General features: G+C 35.0%; 17 protein-coding genes and 1 pseudogene. 4 read left to right on the top strand and 14 right to left on the bottom strand.

Features of this window, described 5'->3' with window-relative positions; all coding sequences use genetic code 11:
- Positions 1-5 precede the first annotated feature (5 nt).
- From pstB to LDK52_RS12640, 10 genes and pseudogenes are all read right to left on the bottom strand, one after another.
- On the bottom strand, positions 6-773 hold the full coding sequence (gene pstB / locus LDK52_RS12595; protein WP_277586302.1) for a phosphate ABC transporter ATP-binding protein PstB: 768 nt from the start codon (positions 771-773) through the stop codon (positions 6-8).
- A gap of 79 nt (positions 774-852) precedes the next feature.
- A complete protein-coding gene (gene pstA / locus LDK52_RS12600; RefSeq protein WP_277586303.1) occupies positions 853-1,680 on the bottom strand; it encodes a phosphate ABC transporter permease PstA in 828 nt (275 codons plus the stop codon).
- A 1-nt stretch (position 1,681) separates the two neighbouring features.
- Entirely contained in the window at positions 1,682-2,596 is a 915-nt protein-coding gene (gene pstC, locus LDK52_RS12605; protein ID WP_277586304.1) for a phosphate ABC transporter permease subunit PstC, read from the bottom strand.
- Between the two features lie 58 nt (positions 2,597-2,654).
- The gene (locus LDK52_RS12610) at positions 2,655-3,503 is read right to left on the bottom strand and encodes a phosphate ABC transporter substrate-binding protein (protein ID WP_277586305.1); all 849 of its coding nucleotides are present in this window, start codon (positions 3,501-3,503) and stop codon (positions 2,655-2,657) included.
- A 489-nt stretch (positions 3,504-3,992) separates the two neighbouring features.
- On the bottom strand, positions 3,993-4,415 hold the full coding sequence (locus tag LDK52_RS12615) for an SRPBCC family protein (protein WP_277586306.1): 423 nt from the start codon (positions 4,413-4,415) through the stop codon (positions 3,993-3,995).
- Between the two features lie 66 nt (positions 4,416-4,481).
- Positions 4,482-4,889: a GNAT family N-acetyltransferase gene (locus LDK52_RS12620; protein WP_277586307.1), complete on the bottom strand. Its 408-nt coding sequence runs from the start codon at positions 4,887-4,889 to the stop codon at positions 4,482-4,484.
- A gap of 216 nt (positions 4,890-5,105) precedes the next feature.
- The gene (locus LDK52_RS12625) at positions 5,106-5,288 is read right to left on the bottom strand and encodes a hypothetical protein (protein ID WP_277586308.1); all 183 of its coding nucleotides are present in this window, start codon (positions 5,286-5,288) and stop codon (positions 5,106-5,108) included.
- A 171-nt stretch (positions 5,289-5,459) separates the two neighbouring features.
- Positions 5,460-6,113, bottom strand: coding sequence for a M48 family metallopeptidase (locus tag LDK52_RS12630; protein WP_277586309.1), 654 nt, complete (start codon positions 6,111-6,113; stop codon positions 5,460-5,462).
- A gap of 49 nt (positions 6,114-6,162) precedes the next feature.
- A complete protein-coding gene (locus tag LDK52_RS12635; RefSeq protein WP_277586310.1) occupies positions 6,163-6,729 on the bottom strand; it encodes a DUF4256 domain-containing protein in 567 nt (188 codons plus the stop codon).
- 277 nt (positions 6,730-7,006) lie between these two features.
- Positions 7,007-7,465: pseudogene (locus LDK52_RS12640) on the bottom strand (SLC13 family permease); the annotation flags it as partial.
- Positions 7,466-7,671: 206 nt separating this feature from the next.
- On the opposite strand from LDK52_RS12640, the gene LDK52_RS12645 reads away from it, so the two are divergent.
- The 3 genes from LDK52_RS12645 (at position 7,672) to LDK52_RS12655 (ending at position 10,190) form a co-directional block, all read left to right on the top strand.
- Complete coding sequence (locus tag LDK52_RS12645; protein WP_277586311.1) at positions 7,672-8,352, top strand: phosphoribosylaminoimidazolesuccinocarboxamide synthase; 681 nt, start codon at positions 7,672-7,674, stop codon at positions 8,350-8,352.
- Positions 8,353-8,480: 128 nt separating this feature from the next.
- Entirely contained in the window at positions 8,481-8,921 is a 441-nt protein-coding gene (locus LDK52_RS12650) for a YtoQ family protein (RefSeq protein ID WP_277586312.1), read from the top strand.
- Positions 8,922-9,248: 327 nt separating this feature from the next.
- Entirely contained in the window at positions 9,249-10,190 is a 942-nt protein-coding gene (locus LDK52_RS12655) for an aromatic acid exporter family protein (RefSeq protein WP_277586313.1), read from the top strand.
- Positions 10,191-10,427: 237 nt separating this feature from the next.
- Here LDK52_RS12655 and LDK52_RS12660 read toward each other — a convergent pair whose 3' ends face one another.
- Positions 10,428-11,390, bottom strand: a complete 963-nt coding sequence (locus LDK52_RS12660) for a tRNA dihydrouridine synthase (protein ID WP_277586314.1) — start codon at positions 11,388-11,390, stop codon at positions 10,428-10,430.
- 570 nt (positions 11,391-11,960) lie between these two features.
- On the opposite strand from LDK52_RS12660, the gene LDK52_RS12665 reads away from it, so the two are divergent.
- Positions 11,961-13,724: a PhoX family protein gene (locus LDK52_RS12665; RefSeq protein ID WP_277586315.1), complete on the top strand. Its 1,764-nt coding sequence runs from the start codon at positions 11,961-11,963 to the stop codon at positions 13,722-13,724.
- A 191-nt stretch (positions 13,725-13,915) separates the two neighbouring features.
- Here the strand turns inward: LDK52_RS12665 and LDK52_RS12670 are convergent, their stop codons facing one another.
- The 3 genes from LDK52_RS12670 to LDK52_RS12680 all read right to left on the bottom strand — a co-directional run bounded on the left by LDK52_RS12670 (position 13,916) and on the right by LDK52_RS12680 (position 16,913).
- On the bottom strand, positions 13,916-14,425 hold the full coding sequence (locus tag LDK52_RS12670; RefSeq protein ID WP_277586316.1) for a YfiT family bacillithiol transferase: 510 nt from the start codon (positions 14,423-14,425) through the stop codon (positions 13,916-13,918).
- 96 nt (positions 14,426-14,521) lie between these two features.
- A complete protein-coding gene (locus tag LDK52_RS12675; RefSeq protein ID WP_277586317.1) occupies positions 14,522-15,886 on the bottom strand; it encodes an MFS transporter in 1,365 nt (454 codons plus the stop codon).
- 109 nt (positions 15,887-15,995) lie between these two features.
- Complete coding sequence (locus LDK52_RS12680) at positions 15,996-16,913, bottom strand: LysR family transcriptional regulator (protein WP_277586318.1); 918 nt, start codon at positions 16,911-16,913, stop codon at positions 15,996-15,998.
- Positions 16,914-16,924: the final 11 nt, after the last annotated feature.

A 16,924-nucleotide genomic window follows, 5' to 3' on the forward strand; every position in this document is an offset into this window, starting at 1 on the left:
TCACTTTAACCGAATCGACCTGTTACATAGTCTTCTGTTCTTTGATCTTGTGGTGTGGAGAAAATGTTGTCTGTATCATCGTATTCCACTATTTCACCATTTAAGAAAAACGCTGTTTTATCAGAGATTCGAGCAGCTTGTTGCATATTATGTGTAACAATGACAATTGTATAATCTTTTTTCATATTGGTGATAAGCTCTTCTATTTTCAATGTAGAAATTGGGTCTAATGCGGAAGTGGGCTCGTCCATTAATATTATATCTGGTTTCATTGCTATAGCACGAGCAATACACACGCGTTGTTGCTGACCGCCTGACAAACCAAGTGCTGATGTTTTAAGACGATCTTTTACTTCATCCCAAATCGCCGCACTGCGCAAACTATCTTCCACAATTATATTTAATTCTTTTTTATTTTTAATACCTTGCATTCTAGGTCCATAGGCAACATTGTCATAAATACTCATCGGAAATAGATTTGGTTTTTGAAATACCATTCCAACTTTTGTTCGAAGTTTAATTACATCATTTGATCTATAAATGTTTTCATGATCAATGACAACATCTCCTGTAATTTTCACACCATCAATTAAATCATTCATACGATTGAGTGTTCTCAAAAAAGTTGATTTACCACAACCGGAAGGGCCGATTAAAGCTGTAACCTCTTTTTCTTGAATAGCAAGATCGACTCCAAATAATGCTTGTTTCTCACCATAAAATAAATTTAAATCTCTTACATTAATTATAGATGCTTCTTTACGTTGCTCCATATGCTAAATACCTTCCCTACTTAATTTATTTGGTCGTTAGCTCAGTATGTTCTATAACTATGGACTCATTAACATACTCTTACTTATTTGTTGCTTTGTTAAACTTTTTAGATATATATGTTGCGGAAAGATTGATTGCTAAAATAAGTACTATTAAGACAATACCTACTGCTGCAGCAAGTTCAATGTCCCCAGACTCTTGTGTAACTAAATAAGCATGCACAGTCAACGTTCTAGCAGATGATAGAATACCGTCTGGCATAGCTGCTACAGTTCCAGCAGTTAAGAAAATTGCTGCTGATTCCCCAACAATTCGTCCAACTGAAAGGATAATACCAGACAAAATTCCAGGCATTGAACTCGGTAAAATAACTTTATATAAAGTTTGTAATTTTGTCGTTCCAAGTGCTAACGAACCTTCTCTATACGATCTTGGCACTGTTTTTAAAGCTTCTTCCGTTGTTCGAATAATAACAGGCAACACGATAATCGTTAAGGTTAGTGAAGCTGCTAGAATCGACATACCTAATTTTAATGTTGTTACAAAAAATACCGCTCCAAACAAACCATAAATAATTGATGGAATTCCTGTTAAACTTTCTGTGGCAAAGCGTATTAGTCTTACTAATCGTCCTTGTTTAGCATATTCTTGCAGATAAACAGCTGCCAATATTCCGATAGGTGTGGCGATCACTAAAGAGATAAGGACTGTGTATATAGTTGTTACTATCATTGGCCAAATACCGCCACCTCCATCTGGAGAATAATCACCAAAGATGAAATTGAAGTTAATCAAACCAATACCTTTATAAAAGATAAATCCTACAATCATGACAAGGACGGCAACTGATAAGAAAGCTGATAACCATATAAGTACGCGGAGTAAGTTATCTTTAAATTGTCTCATCTTAGCTACCTCCCTTTGCACTTATTTTGGCTAACACAAAATTTAGTATTAATATAAATGAGAATAAAACAATTCCCGTTGCAAATAACATTTCTTGATGTGTACCGAATGCATAACCCATCTCTAATGCAATATTAGTCGTTAATGGACGAACACTATCTGTTAAGCTAGTTGGCACGATTAAACTATTACCAGCTACTAAGATAACTGCCATCGTTTCCCCAATAGCACGACCTAATCCTAGTACAATTGCAGTCATTATCCCTGATTTTGCTGCTGGCACAATAACTTTAAAAATTGTCCCAATTTGTGATACACCAAGGGCTAATGATCCTTCACGATACGTTTGTGGAACGGCACGAATTGCAGTTTCAGCAACAGTTACAATCGTAGGTAACATCATAATTGCCAGAACAAGAATAACAGCTATCAAGCTTTGTCCTTTCACTAAACCAAAAGTATCTTGTAAAAACGGAACAATGATAGCAAGTCCAAATACACCATATAATACAGATGGAATACCTGCTAGCAATTGTACTGCTGGTGAAATAATCTTTGCTAATCTTTCCGAGGCGATTTCTGCTAAGAAAATAGCTGTAAATAAACCAATAGGCACTCCAATGATTAATGCTCCGATTGTCGCATAAATGGAAGCAACAATCATCGGGAATATACCGAACTTATCTTCACTCGGGACCCAATCACTACCAAAAATAAAATCTATAAAGCTATAGCCCTCTGCTACAAAGGGATGAGCTCCTTTATAAAATACAAATCCAATGATTAACAATAAAGTTATTACGGAAAGAAGTGCACAAAGCAAGAATACTCTTTGTGACGCCCTCTCTAACATATACTTCCTTTTATTTGCTTTACCGATTTCTTCGGCCTGCTTGTTTGTTGTTGGGATAGACACCATATACCTCCAAAGTTAAGTCAAAAATAATGTTCTTGTATTCCTTATCAATCGCCACTTACTTTACTGGAATGGCTCCTGCTTCGGCTGCAATTAGTTGTCCTTCTTCACTTAGGATAAAATCTATAAATAGTTGTCCGGCATCTGTTAATTGTCCTTCTTTATATATAAATAAGAACGGCCTAGACAAGCTGTATTTTTCTTGTAGAACATTTTCTGCAGTTGCTTCTACTCCATTAATATCGATTGTTGAAATAGATTCATCGATATACTCAAAAGAGATAAAGCCAACTGCATGCTTATTATTCGCAACGGTTGTTTTAATATTTCCATTACCACTTGCAATGATTGAATTTCTTATTAACTCACCAGAGCTATAATCTACTATTTCTTGAAATGCATCTCGTGAACCTGATCCATCCTCACGAGAAACAACTACTATTTCTAAGTCATCTCCACCAAGTTCTTTCCAGTTGGTCACTTCACCAGTAAAAATCTGTTTTATTTGCTCCATAGTAAGATCTTTTACTTTATTACTTGGATGAGTTACTACGACAATTCCATCATAAGCTATTACGACTTCATTCAATCCATTCGCTCTTTCTTCTTCCTTTAGATCACGCGATGACATTCCTATCTCTGAAACCCCACTAATAGCGTTGGTAATTCCTGCAGAAGAACCGATTTGATTTATCTCAATTTTCGTATTGTCTTTCTCTGTATATTTTGCAGCTAATTTCTCAGCAAGCGGTCCTACAGATGTAGACCCTGAAATAGATACTGTTGCGTTACTACCATTGGAATCTTGTGTTTCATTGTTATTGTTATTGTTATTTGTGCATGCTGTTAATACAGTTAATATAGACAACATTATTAATCCCATTTTTACTTTTTTCAAGCTAATCATCTCTTACCTCCAAGAAATATGTTGGGTATTTTTTTGACGTATTTTGTCTAATTGTAGAATAAAGGGGAAATGTAAATTTTAGATACTTCCTTTGTAAAGGTTTTGTAAATTTTATTAAAAACAATATGTTTAGCGTTAAATATTGTTAAAATATTTTGAGTTGAAAGATAATATAGGATGAGTTGAACAGAAAATATAATACATTGCACTTACATTTACTACGTATTAATGAATAAAATCGATTTAATACAGAAATAGGAAAAACCTCGAAGATTCAGCGTTGAATCTTCGAGGTTTGAAAATTATTTAATTCATTAGTACATTTCTTTTGTATTTGGAAATAAGCTGTTTATTTGATCTAGGTAAGCAGTTACTCTACTCTCTCATCCTCTTCACTTGAATATTCAAACCCTAATCTATTTGTAACTAATGAAAGTGCCTGGTTCTACCACAATTTCAAATGTAATAGAACCAGACACCTTTTTAAAATTACTTTTGCTCTGCATACTTTTTGAAGTTGTTTAAAATCGCTTGCCAACCTCCTTGCTGCATTTCAACAGGATTAGTCGTTTCAGGCTCAAAAACTTCTACCACTTTCGTACCGTTTTCTTGAGGGATAAAAGTGATTTCAACTTTTCTTCCATCTTCTAATGCATAAGAAATAAACTCATGAACACGCACCTCATCATAAATGCCACCTAAATCAAAGCCGAAGCTACCATCTTTTGCTTCCATTCTAGAAACAAATTTCCCACCCGCTCTTAAATCATTTTCAGCGTGCGGAGTATGCCAATCATCAGAAGCATTATTCCACTTCGTTATATGTTCTGGCATTGTCCAATACTCCCACACCTTCTCAACTGGTGCATGTACAATTGCTTCAACTGTTATTACGGAATGATTCGTGTCCATTTTATCGGCTCCTTTTCTGATCAAGTCTATTTAGATTCGCTATATCTACACAACCTTAAATTAATCTTATATATTTCCAACTTGCATTTTATAGTTTCTTAAAACCATACCATTTGTCTTCGTCATTCCAAACGTATCATAATAAGAAACTAGATCATCATCACAACATAAATCAATCATATAGATATCAGCAAGTTCTTTTAGCATCCGATTTACTAATTCCTTGCCTATACCTTTATTTTTGTATTCTGGTAAAACTTCAAGAAATGGAATATAGGCAGATAGAACTCCATCACTTATCGCTGTGATAAATCCAACTACTTGATTAGTATGGTCATCAATCGCAGTAATTACTTTACTACTTTTATTTAAAAGGATTAAGTGAGTTTCAGGACTTGGTGGATTAGGCCAATCCACAAAAAAGCCTTCTAACATATCAGAAGAAATATCACCCGTTGAGTTTTTGTATATCATAATATATCAGCTCCTAATTTTTATTAACTTATTAGAAAGATGATACATATCAAAAGTAAAGTAACAATATATGACCTCCCGGTATTCTAAGTAATACTATACTGCATTTCTTATATTAAATGTACGGATTTCTCTACAAATATTATAGATTCAAATTCATAAAATAAAAAGACGTAACCACACCATTCTGGGTGAAGCGACGTCTTTTATCCTAATTTAGTGATCTCTGTTCAATAAGCGATTTCTACGATTCTCTGTTTCCTTTGCTTCCGTCTCCCGGGCTATTAGATCCTTCCGCAATTGTCCATTTATGCGTGGGTCTTGTAAACGCATTGTACTAAATCCCGACGGTCCCATTTTTTTACTTACTTTCCGTATTTCATTTCCAAAAAACAGCATGTCCATTCCTCCCCTCTATAAATTAATCAAAGAGGATAATAAATATAACTTTCCCCTCTATATAAAATATGCATATAGCTGAGGAACACGGAGGATAAGAGCACAGTGAAAATAATTTTGGTAACTGTGTCAGAAAAAAACAGCCGCATTATTTGGAAATATAATCGTTTTTTAAAGGGTCATCGAATAACCGTGTTTTGCTAAATACTCTTCTTTTTCTTTATAATCCGGCATAATACTACCAACACGTCGCCAAAACGATCGATCATGATTCATATGGGTTATATGACATAATTCATGAATGATTACATAATCGATGACTTCTATTGGGGCCATAGCAAGGCGATAATTAAAGGTAAGCTTTCTATCCGAACTACAACTTCCCCACTTAACTCTCGATTCTACAATTTCAATCACTTTAGGCTTTACCTTAAGTTGCTTTTGATAAATTTTTATACGTTTTTCTATAATAGTCTTACATTCAGTCATATAAAACTTCTTGAGATTTCTTTTAAGTATCTCTTCATTTAATTCACTACAATCTATTAACTCATGAAGAAGTCGCTCATTTCCAAGGTATAAAAACTTGCCTTGTGCATCATACTCTTTTGATTTTGGTAATTCTCGGGCTTTTTTATTTTCTTGAATTTTCTCTAGTATCCATTTACCTTTACTTTCCATTGCACTAATAATCATTTCTTTTGTTGCGTCTTTTGGAGCTTTAACTGTAATGAAACCGGACGAATCCATATGAATAGATAGCTTCTTCCCATTTCCATACTGAACATTAAATTCTACCGGTGTATTTTCAATATTAACTTTCATAATTTCCAACCTTTTTCAAAATAAAATCATTTCTTTTATTTCGATTTATTTATACTCTTAACGAACCACGAAAACCTCTTGCTGCATAATAGGAATCTGCTCCGTTATGGTACACGAAGACAGTATTGTAGCGACAATCACAGAAGATGGCCCCGCCTAGTTTTCTAATATCGTCCGGTGTTTGCACCCAGCTCGACGTTTTTAAATCAAAATTTCCAAGTTTCTGCAACTCTCGATATTGTCCTTCAGTTAATAATTCAATGCCCATGGCAGCTGCCATATCCATTGCGCTATTTTCGGGTTTGAATTTTTTTCTGGAATCCAATGCTTCTCTGTCGAAACAAACACTTCTACGGCCTTTCGGACTTTCCGCTGAGCAGTCGTTGAAAATGTATTCGTCCTTTTCCTTATCATAACCGACAACATCTGGTTCTCCTTCGGTTTTCTCCATTTCATGGAGCGACCAAAGTTTTTCCATATTCGCTTCTAGCTTCGCTTGAACATTATCCCATTCCATCCCATTATGGCGGTCCATATATTTTTCAAAACGAGTTTTCAGTACGCTAAGTAATTCTTCCTGTTGTTCTAGTGTTAACTGCGTATTTTTCTCTGTCAAATTAGTTCCTCCTAATTGTATCTCTAGTCCTATTTTATTTATCTTCACATAGTTTAGTTTTAAATTCAAGGCTCCACTATTTTGTTCAATTATTCGTTCACAGTTAAGACAATTAACTAAAAAAAACCCAATTTAATTGCCATTTTTTAGTGTATTCTATAAGTATAATCAAGCTATGTTGCTTTCAAAAAGGTGAATTTAATAAACCTTATTGTCTACTAATAAGTATTATTGGCACTAAACATTCAGGAGGACAAGCTATATGGGCATACTAGGCGTCATCTTTTAATGCATCTGCAACTTGGTTAATAATGGCAAGTCCGATTGGTATCATCATCATTGCCGTTGCTGTATTCGAAATCCACATAGATAGAAATCCAGTTGCAACCATAAATCCAAGAACAATTCGATCCATATTTGTACCGATTGCCGCTATGATTGTAATTGCAATACGCCAATATAAATTCCATTTTTCCATTGCAAGAGCAATAACAAATGCACCCATAAATAAGAAAATCGTCTCACCCCCATCTGAAGAGGCAGCTGACTTAATACCTAAACTATTTGTAAGTGGAAACAGTACAAGTGGTAGTAGCGATGTTGCTAGAATTGGAATGTCTTCTGTAATCCACCAAATCGCAATCCAAATTGTACTTGCTAATACGCCCCTTGCTTCTATGGAAAGTCCTTATGGATTTAGGAAAAGTAACGTTAAAGTAAATAGAACCGGACCTAGGTTCTTGTTATTCTCACAGAATACAATTTAGAAAGCAATAACCTATCGAGCATTCGCAATATTGGATAAAAATTTCCAAAAAGGAAGTGATAGAGATTCGTAATACTTTACCGATTGAATCCTTGTACAACTATATTTTTTCATTTATTATAACTATAAAGCTTGATATTTCAGTACAATGGCTAAAATCATAAAGGAGATCTGACATGAAGCATGTTTATACAGGAAAGACAAAAGATGTATACGAATTAGAGGATGGCAACTATCTCCTACAATTTAAAGATGATGTTACCGGTGTTGACGGTGTATTTGATCCAGGTGCCAATACTGTAGGTTTGAAAATCGAAGGTGCTGGACGTGCTGGGTTAAAGCTTACAAAGTACTTTTTTGAAGTCTTAAAGGAAAAAGGAATCCCTACTCATTATGTTGAAGCTAATATCGAAAAGGCGACAATGACGGTAAAACCTGCTGAAGTTTTTGGAAAAGGGCTTGAAGTTATTTGCCGATATCGTGCAGTAGGAAGCTTTTTACGTAGATACGGATTATACGCTGAAGAAGGACAACCATTAGATGCTTTCGTCGAAGTAACACTCAAGGATGATGACCGTGAAGATCCACCAATTAGTGAAGATGCTTTAAATATGCTTGGTGTCTTATCTAAAGATGAATATAGTGTATTAAAAGAATTGACACAACAAATCGGAAACGTCGTGAAAGAAGAACTTGCGAAAAAAGACATTGAGTTATATGACATTAAATTTGAATTTGGTCGGACAGGTAAAGATAAACAAATTGTTCTCATTGATGAAATTTCTGGTGGTAATATGCGTGCTTATAAAGACGGAGAATATATTGAACCATTAGCATTAGAAAAACTATTCTTTTAAGTAACCGAATTAAGGACATAACACATTTTATATAGCTAATGTGTTATGTCCTTTTTGGTGCTCATTTTGAAAACCTCATTAAATTAGATACTATATAATTAGAGTCAAATAACATTGGAGGAATTAGAATGGAACTTATTGTTTATTTAGCAGGTCAGATTCATGATGATTGGAGAGAAGAAGTTGCACAAAAAGCAAAGGCAAAAAATCTTCCTCTCGTATTTGTAGCCCCACAAACAAACCATGATCGTTCAGACAATATCGGCGAAGAAATTCAAGGTAAACAGCCGTCCGCACTTTATAAAGATGATGCAGCGTCAGATATTAATAATTTAAGAACACAAGTCTTATTGCAAAAAGCCGATATCGTCATAGCCTTATTCGGAGAAAAATATAAACAATGGAATACAGCAATGGACGCAAGCACAGCTATCGCCATGAACAAGCCGACGATTATTATTAGACCTGAATCATTAATTCACCCACTAAAAGAGCTTTCAAACAAGGCAAATGTAACCGTAGAAACTGTCGATCAAGCGATGGATGCCATCAGTTATATTTTTGAATGATAAAAAGGCTTTGTTAATGTTAATGGGTTATTTTGTATAGAAAACAGAGCTTAGAGAAGCATTTCCAAGCTCTGTTTTTTTGTCTTTTATCAGTAATTACTTCGCTATCTGGTACGATTACATAAATCTCTTGATTCAGAGTCTGTCTGTTTAATAATTACTTGTATGGAGAAAAACACGCTTAACTTTTGATCATATACACCGATTGAAAATGGTACACTTTTAACCGAATGAAGGGATAAACGTCTAAATGCATTCCCATGATTTTTCTGTTAGAATTAACATCTACTGGTTTAATGAAAATATAGAGAAAATAGGATGGTATTTATGGGATATCGAACAATTAAGACTGCAATCGGGGCGGGTTTAGCAATTTGGATTGCGAGTTTACTCGACTTGGAATTCGGATCATTTGCAGCCATCATCGTCATTATGTGTATTGAGAAGACAAAGAAAAAGACACTATATTCTATTCAGAAAAAGTTTTTTGCATCTCTTTTATCTATAATTCTTGGTTCGATCTGTTTTGAACTATTTGGATATAATCCAATCGTCTTAACTCTATTTATCTTATTATTTGTACCAATTCTTATAAAAGGACGTATTCAAGAGGGGCTTATCACAAGCATAGTTATTCTTTTACATATTTATACAGTAAAGGAAGCCAACCTGGAAAACTTATTGAATGAGCTGTATATTATTTTGATCGGTACAGGAATCGCCTTACTTGTTAACAGTATTATGCCAAGCTTTAAGAATGAAATTATAAAACATAAAACAGATATTGAACATAAATTTAGCGTGATTCTCTACGAATTCTCAGCATTTTTAAAGGAAAGTGAGCGAAGCTGGGACGGAAAAGAATTAATCGAAGTCGAAACTATCCTTAATAATGCTAAAAACATTGTTATCCAAGATGTAGAAAATCATCTGTTAAGAAAAGAAAATAAAGATTATTATTATCTCGAAATGCGAGAAGATCAATTAAAAATCTTACAACAAATGACAGCAATCGTAGGCATTGTTTCTTCATCAAAGTTAGATGTCAAACAAAAAGGAATGCTAGCTAATATTTTCCTCAATATTAGTGAACACGTTGATTCAGGAGATACAACCATTGCATTAAAACAATTAGAGGAATATGAAGAGTCCATACGTGAAACAGAATTACCGAAGACAAGAGAAGAATTTGAAATTAGAGCAAATCTATTTTATTTAAACTTCGAAATTAAGAACTACCTAATAATTAAGAAAAACATTGTTAAATAAAGTGAATTTTAGCTCCAAAGGCTAGTCATTATTTTGATAATAGAAACGGGGACAGATTTCTCAGCTTAGTTAGCTGCGAAACCTGTCCCTGTTTTTTTGAAATACCCAATATTGAGAAATGTAGTTGATGATATGTTATCGATCTGCTTCAGTTTAAGTGTAGCATTTCACAATAGATCTCCCTTGATGTTTTGCAGTGGAAATAGACGATCGGAATGATACTGTTTACCCCGCCCATCAACTTTCTTCTCCAAAGTTGTCTAACAAAGCGCGCACTTCATCTGTTGACTTCGTGTTCATCAATTGATTTCTGAATTCACCAGCTCCAGGGAATCCTTTCACATATATTTTGAAAAAGCGATGTAATGCTGTGATAGAACGTGGCAATTCTGCTGAATATTGATCTTGAAGATCCAGTTGCAATCTTAGAAGCTCAAGGTATTCTGCAGTGCTATGCTCTCTCTGCTCTTTTTCGAATGCAAAAGGATTTTTAAAAATGCCACGGCCTATCATAATGCCATCTATCCCATATTGTTGGGCGAGCTTAAGCCCAGTTTCACGATCAGGAATGTCACCGTTAATAGTTAATAGCGTGTTCGGTGCTATAGAATCGCGTAATTTTTTTATTTCCGGAATTAACTCCCAATGCGCATCTGCTTGGCTCATTTCCTTTCTTGTACGTAAATGTATAGATAGGTTAGCAATATCTTGCTTCAATATATGCGTTAGCCAATCCTGCCACTCATCTAAATTCGTGTAACCAAGCCTTGTCTTCACACTGACAGGCAGTCCTCCTGCTTTTGCTGCTTGAATAATCTCAGCAGAAACATCTGGGCGTAGGATAAGGCCGCTTCCTTTTCCTCTCGTTGCCACATTTGGTACAGGGCAGCCCATATTAATATCTATGCCTTTAAAGCCTAGTTCTGCCATACCAATACTCATTTGACGGAAATGTTCCGGCTTATCTCCCCATATATGTGCCACCATTGGCTGTTCGTCTTCAGTAAATATTAAACGACCACGTACACTTTTCTGTCCCTCTGGATGACAATAGCTCTCCGTGTTTGTGAACTCTGTAAAAAATACATCTGGTTTACCTGCTTTACTTACGACCTGACGAAAAACAACATCCGTCACATCTTCCATTGGTGCAAGTACAAAAAATGGTCGCGGTAAATCACGCCAAAAGTTTTCTTTCATATTTATATTCAAATCCTCTCACTATGCATTACGGGATACACTCTCATACGGTCATCCCAAATTTATAAAGCAAAAATGCACTTACTTATGTGGCAACTCAACAAATGTAGATAGGTTAGTAATTAAGTCATTATTATAGTATAACCTAGGTTATTTAATTTATCTTCTAGAAATTTAGAAGTAAAAGCAGACGGTCAATTAGAGGTGCATTATCACACTTCTAAACCGTCTGCTTTTTATGTTTCATTGAATACTAAATTAGATGTTATTTTAATATTTCCAAATATACTTTTTCAGGAACTTTTAAATTCCAATTGGGTGTTTTCCGTCCATTTTCAAAGCTATTTTCCCTATTTTTTCAATCGGCTTCGTTGTAATAAACCTTCAACATAAATACCGCAAATGCATAAGGACCTACATTATTGTGTTTTTTCCCTTACAAAACATAGGGATATAGTTTTGTTTTATTATAATCTAATAACTTTACATCATTTTAATATCTCCTTAACATTACAAATTTAACATCAAAGGTGGAATTCAAATTAATTAATCCTATTGGAGGTGAATTTAATGAATAAGAAAAAAATCATCATTCCACTATTAAGTGCAGCAATTCTATTTCCTTCTGCTGCCAATGTGTTGGCCGAACCAAATAAGCCAATAGACACTGTAAGATCGGTTGAGTTTATAGGCATGCCAGTACCTGCTTCTGCTGAGGAAAAATCTACGATGTACAGTGAAGCGAAAGTAAAGGTTACATTAAATGATGGTACTGAAAAAACTTTAGATTTGGATTACACTCCGCTAGCACAGCCTGGAGATGTTATTAATGGCAAAATATTAGGTGCTGCACACGACGTCAATGGCAATATCATTACAAATGCAAAGGGTGAGCCTATAGTTTCCACTTCACCGGACGCTAACTCACTTCTCAGTGTAAATGGAAAAAGCGGCAAATTACACATGATCAGTCATTTTGAAAGTATGCCAAATAATGAAATTGGAACTGTCCCAAGGGCGTTATATGTAAATACAGTAGAGCAGGATAAGAAAACCGGTGAGATGAAAATCACCGATATCGAGCCAATTGATTTTTCAGCTTACGGAGGAGTTTGGACACCTTGCGCTGGAATTTTATCACCTTGGAATACTCATTTAGGCAGTGAAGAATATGAACCGAATGCTCGTGCCCATGAAGCAAATCCAGAAAAGTCCAGCGTCACACAATTTGCCCGCAACTATTATCAAAATTCAAATGCAATTGGAAACCCTTATCTTTACGGCTACACAACAGAAGTATCCGTCCATCCAAATGGGAAAGCAGAAGCGGTTAAACACCACAGTATGGGGCGCTTATCATTTGAAAATGTAACAGTCGCTCCAGATAATCGCACGGTTTATTATGGAGATGATGGCGGCTATGTGATGTCCTTTATGTATGTTGCAGACGAAGCTAAGGATTTATCAGCCGGTACGTTATATGCGGCAAAATTTGAGCAAACCAGTGCTGAAAACGGCGGTGCTGGTAATATGAAGTGGATTGAATTGGGACATGCAACCGATGAAGAAATTAAAGAATTAGCTGAAAATCTTACTTTTAGTGATATTTTTGAAACGACTAATGATGCTACTTTTGCAAAAGCCAATGGATTCAGCCATATTAAAACTGCAACTGGCGAAGAATATTTGAAAGTTAAACCAGGTATGAAAAATGCAGCTGCTTTCCTTGAATCTCGCCGTTATGGTGCTATGCTTGGAGCAACTTCTGAGTTTAATAAGATGGAAACACTCACATTCAACAAAGCAGATAACAAAATTTACATGGCTATGTCTACGATTGCAAAAGCCATGGAGGAAAATCCAAATGATCCTGTAGACGATATTCGCCTACCAAAAATTAACGCTGGTGGCATTTATGAAATGAATATAGCTAAAGGACAAACAGACCGTGAAGGCAGAACAATTGATAGTGATTATGTGGTTACTAGTATGTCAGCCATTTTAGTCGGTCAAGACATCCCAGAAGACGCTGAAGGTAACAAAGCTCATCTTGATAAAATCGCAAATCCGGATAATATTGTCTACTCCGAAAACCTGAGAACTTTGTTTATTGCTGAAGACACCGGCAATCATATAAATAATGTTGGCTGGGCTTATAACGTTGATACAAAAAAACTTTCTCGAATTATTTCTGCTCCAGATGGCGGTGAAGTAACCGGTATTCAAGCCATTGATGATTTAAATGGACATGCCTACTTAATGGTTGGTTCTCAAAACCCAGGCAACATCGGATATATCAAAATGCCTTCTATAGAAAAAAAAATAATAAAGTAATAGTTTTGAAACGTGGAGACGGTTCGAGACCAACAAAATTTCATTTTATATTTTCAATAAATTTTCTCGCTACAATATTAGCTTGAATTATACCGAAAATTTAGAAATAAAAGCAGACGGTCCATTAGAGGTGCATTATCACACTTCTAAACCGTCTGCTTTTTATGTTTCATTGAATATTAAACTAAATGTTATTTTGATAAAGCGATTTTAATATGGGCTAAGTGATGCTCTTCATGCCAAGCTAATTTTGCCACTTTTTTTGCCACTGTTATTTCGCCGTTTATTTGATGAGTAAATACTCGTTTTAATTGTTCTTCCGTTAAATCTTGCCCTAGAGAAACGATACGCTCATTTATTCCTTCTAGCATTTTTATAGAACTTTCTACAGGAAGCATTGTATCTGGTTGTATTGCCCACTTTTCTTCATTAAATCCTGGTACTGTTGGATTGTCATCTGTTAAAGCTAGTTTTAAACGCTGATACATGTTCAACTGAGAATCTGCAATATGATGAACAAGCTGACGAACTGTCCACGCACCTTCACGATACGTTTTGTTTAAATCCTCATTACTTAATGTGTCGACAGTTTCTCTTAGTCGAATTGTATAAGTTTCGGTTTCTTTTAACCACTCTTGAATATTTTCTAATGTTACTTTTTCAGGAACTTGCAATTCTCCAATTGGGTATTTTACATCCATTTTCAAACCCCTTTTCCCTAGTCTTTATTTAATATTTTTCTATATTAACACTTAATATACCAATCGGCTCAGTTGTTGTAAACCTTCAACATAGTTTTATATTTTATTCGTAGAAGATTTTAAAATAGTGACTTTTTTAGATGTTGCTTGTTTCTCTATTACGTAGTCTGCACGGTCTTCACGAATAAAACTCATAGCTATTGCCCCAAAAATTGCAGCAATTCCAATTGCAAAAAAGTTAAACTGTGGTTGTAGATTAAAGGTTAATAGAATTCCCATATAAGTTGGAGCGACAATGGAACCAAGACGTCCAAATGCCATCGTACTACCGAGTGCCGTTGCTCGAACATTGACTGAATAATACTCGGCTACATATGCATTAGACATGTTTTGTAAACCAACTGAAGCGGCTCCAATTAGAGCAATTAGCCCATAAGCTATATAAATATTTTTCGAGTAGCCAATAAGCACTAATGATACAGCCCCTACTAGATATAGTGGGATAAGAACACGTTTGAAACCAAGTAATTGAATTAGGTTACCGAATATCAGTGTTCCAGTAATGGCCCCTAATTGTAAGACTGCAATAAATGTAAGACTAGATTTTAAATCATAGCCTGCATTCATCATTAATGTTGGAAGCCATGTATTTAAAGAATACATCAGTATAAATGTACAGAAGCAAGAGAGCCAGAACATCATCGTACTTAAACCAAGTTTGTTTTTAAATAGATCACGAACCGATGATTTATGTGACTGTTTCTCTTGGACATATGTAATTTGGACATCTTTCGAAAGCATTGGCTCTATTTTCCGAAGGACAGTAATTAGACTTTTGGTATCCTTTTGCTTCATTAGAGTACTAATCGATTCAGGAAGAATTCTCGCGACAAATGGTAATAAAAGTAGTGGTAATCCACCAATCCAGTAAACTGGTTGCCAACCGAATTGTTCGAGTAATACTTGTCCACTAAATGATGCAGACATTGCACCAACGGAATAACCACAAAATATGAATGAAATAATGGCAGCACGATGTTTTGCCGGGGCGTATTCTGAGATTAAAGCAGCGATATTTGGCATTACACCACCAAAACCTAACCCTGCAATAATACGACAGATGATAAAGAATATAGGTGTCGGTGCAAATCCAGATAATAATGTAAAGAAACTGAATAAGAAAGTTGTAAAAATAATAATGCGTTTTTTTCCGAAACGATCTGCATATAGGCCGAATAACACAGCACCAATTGCCGTACCAATTGTAGTATAACTACTAATCGATCCCGCAACTATATTCGTGATTCCCCAGTCTGTTTTTAACAAAGGTATGGTCGCACCATAAATGACAACATCATAGCCATCGAACATCATAATAAAAAATAAACAAAGAATAAGAATGTAATGAAAACCTTTTAATTTACTCTGATTAACTATTTCAATTGGGTTTACTGTGCTCATAATAACCACTCCGTTGTCATAAAATTTGATTTACAATGTAAGGAGATTGTAGCACGATGAACCTGCAAGTATATAACACATAAAATGTATCACTAGCTATAGCTTAAAACTATAGGCGAATTTGTTCCTCAGCAATTGTTTCTTTTAAATACTCAATATAAATATTCGCTAAAGGGCTATTTTTCACATTTTTATGTGTAATATAACCGACGGTAATTCGTTCCTCTACATGCAAGGGAACCGAAACGATATCTTTACTATTTAGTTCATGACTTATCACACCCGTCGAAATCGTATAACCATTTACTCCAATTAATAAATTAAAGAGCGTAGCCCGATCACTAACGGTAATATTTTTAGGTCTAGAAATGGTACTTAAAATTTCCTCAGAAAAGTAAAAAGAATTATAGTCCCCTTGTTCAAAAGAAAGATACGGATAGGGAATTAAATCTGATAATGTCACGAAATCCTGCTTTGCGAGTGGATTTAGGGAGCTAATAAATACATGTGGGTTTGCTTCAAACAGCTCCTGAAAAAGGAGATTTCCCTCTCTAAGAAATTTATGAATCACTTTTTTATTGAAGTCATTTACATATAAAATGCCAATTTCACTACGCAGATTTTTGACATCTTCAATAATTTCATAAGTCTTCGTTTCTCTTAATGTGAATTCGTACTCGTCACGATTGTATTCTTTTAGTAGGCGCACAAATGCACTTACTGCAAACGCATAATGCTGAGCTGACACAGAGAAGTGTTGTTGTAATGATGGAGTATTGGAATACCGGTTTTCTAGAAGAGCAGCTTGTTCAACTACCTGCCTTGCATACCCTAAAAACTCTGACCCCTCGGATGTCAAAATAATTCCTTTATTAGTTCTCAAAAAAATCATAATTCCAATTTCATTTTCTAACTCTTTTAGTGCATTCGAAAGACTTGGCTGACTAATAAATAAGTTTTGTGCAGCTTTACTAATAGAACGACTTCTCGCAACCTCAATAACATATTTTAACTGTTGTAGTGTCATTATTTTATACC

The organism is Psychrobacillus antarcticus, assembly GCF_029533155.1.
In the GTDB taxonomy this organism is placed as follows: Bacteria; Bacillota; Bacilli; order Bacillales_A; family Planococcaceae; genus Psychrobacillus; species Psychrobacillus antarcticus.

What these genes read in the sequence shown, in the direction of transcription:
- pstB (WP_277586302.1), bottom strand. Translation starts at nt 773, where the DNA reads ATGGAGCAACGTAAAGAAGCATCTATAATTAATGTAAGAGATTTAAAT.
- pstA (WP_277586303.1), bottom strand. Translation starts at nt 1,680, where the DNA reads ATGAGACAATTTAAAGATAACTTACTCCGCGTACTTATATGGTTATCA.
- LDK52_RS12610 (WP_277586305.1), bottom strand. Translation starts at nt 3,503, where the DNA reads ATGATTAGCTTGAAAAAAGTAAAAATGGGATTAATAATGTTGTCTATA.
- LDK52_RS12615 (WP_277586306.1), bottom strand. Translation starts at nt 4,415, where the DNA reads ATGGACACGAATCATTCCGTAATAACAGTTGAAGCAATTGTACATGCA.
- LDK52_RS12620 (WP_277586307.1), bottom strand. Translation starts at nt 4,889, where the DNA reads ATGATATACAAAAACTCAACGGGTGATATTTCTTCTGATATGTTAGAA.
- LDK52_RS12625 (WP_277586308.1), bottom strand. Translation starts at nt 5,288, where the DNA reads ATGCTGTTTTTTGGAAATGAAATACGGAAAGTAAGTAAAAAAATGGGA.
- LDK52_RS12630 (WP_277586309.1), bottom strand. Translation starts at nt 6,113, where the DNA reads ATGAAAGTTAATATTGAAAATACACCGGTAGAATTTAATGTTCAGTAT.
- LDK52_RS12645 (WP_277586311.1), top strand. Translation starts at nt 7,672, where the DNA reads ATGAAGCATGTTTATACAGGAAAGACAAAAGATGTATACGAATTAGAG.
- LDK52_RS12650 (WP_277586312.1), top strand. Translation starts at nt 8,481, where the DNA reads ATGGAACTTATTGTTTATTTAGCAGGTCAGATTCATGATGATTGGAGA.
- LDK52_RS12655 (WP_277586313.1), top strand. Translation starts at nt 9,249, where the DNA reads ATGGGATATCGAACAATTAAGACTGCAATCGGGGCGGGTTTAGCAATT.
- LDK52_RS12660 (WP_277586314.1), bottom strand. Translation starts at nt 11,390, where the DNA reads ATGAAAGAAAACTTTTGGCGTGATTTACCGCGACCATTTTTTGTACTT.
- LDK52_RS12665 (WP_277586315.1), top strand. Translation starts at nt 11,961, where the DNA reads ATGAATAAGAAAAAAATCATCATTCCACTATTAAGTGCAGCAATTCTA.
- LDK52_RS12670 (WP_277586316.1), bottom strand. Translation starts at nt 14,425, where the DNA reads ATGGATGTAAAATACCCAATTGGAGAATTGCAAGTTCCTGAAAAAGTA.
- LDK52_RS12675 (WP_277586317.1), bottom strand. Translation starts at nt 15,886, where the DNA reads ATGAGCACAGTAAACCCAATTGAAATAGTTAATCAGAGTAAATTAAAA.
- LDK52_RS12680 (WP_277586318.1), bottom strand. Translation starts at nt 16,913, where the DNA reads ATGACACTACAACAGTTAAAATATGTTATTGAGGTTGCGAGAAGTCGT.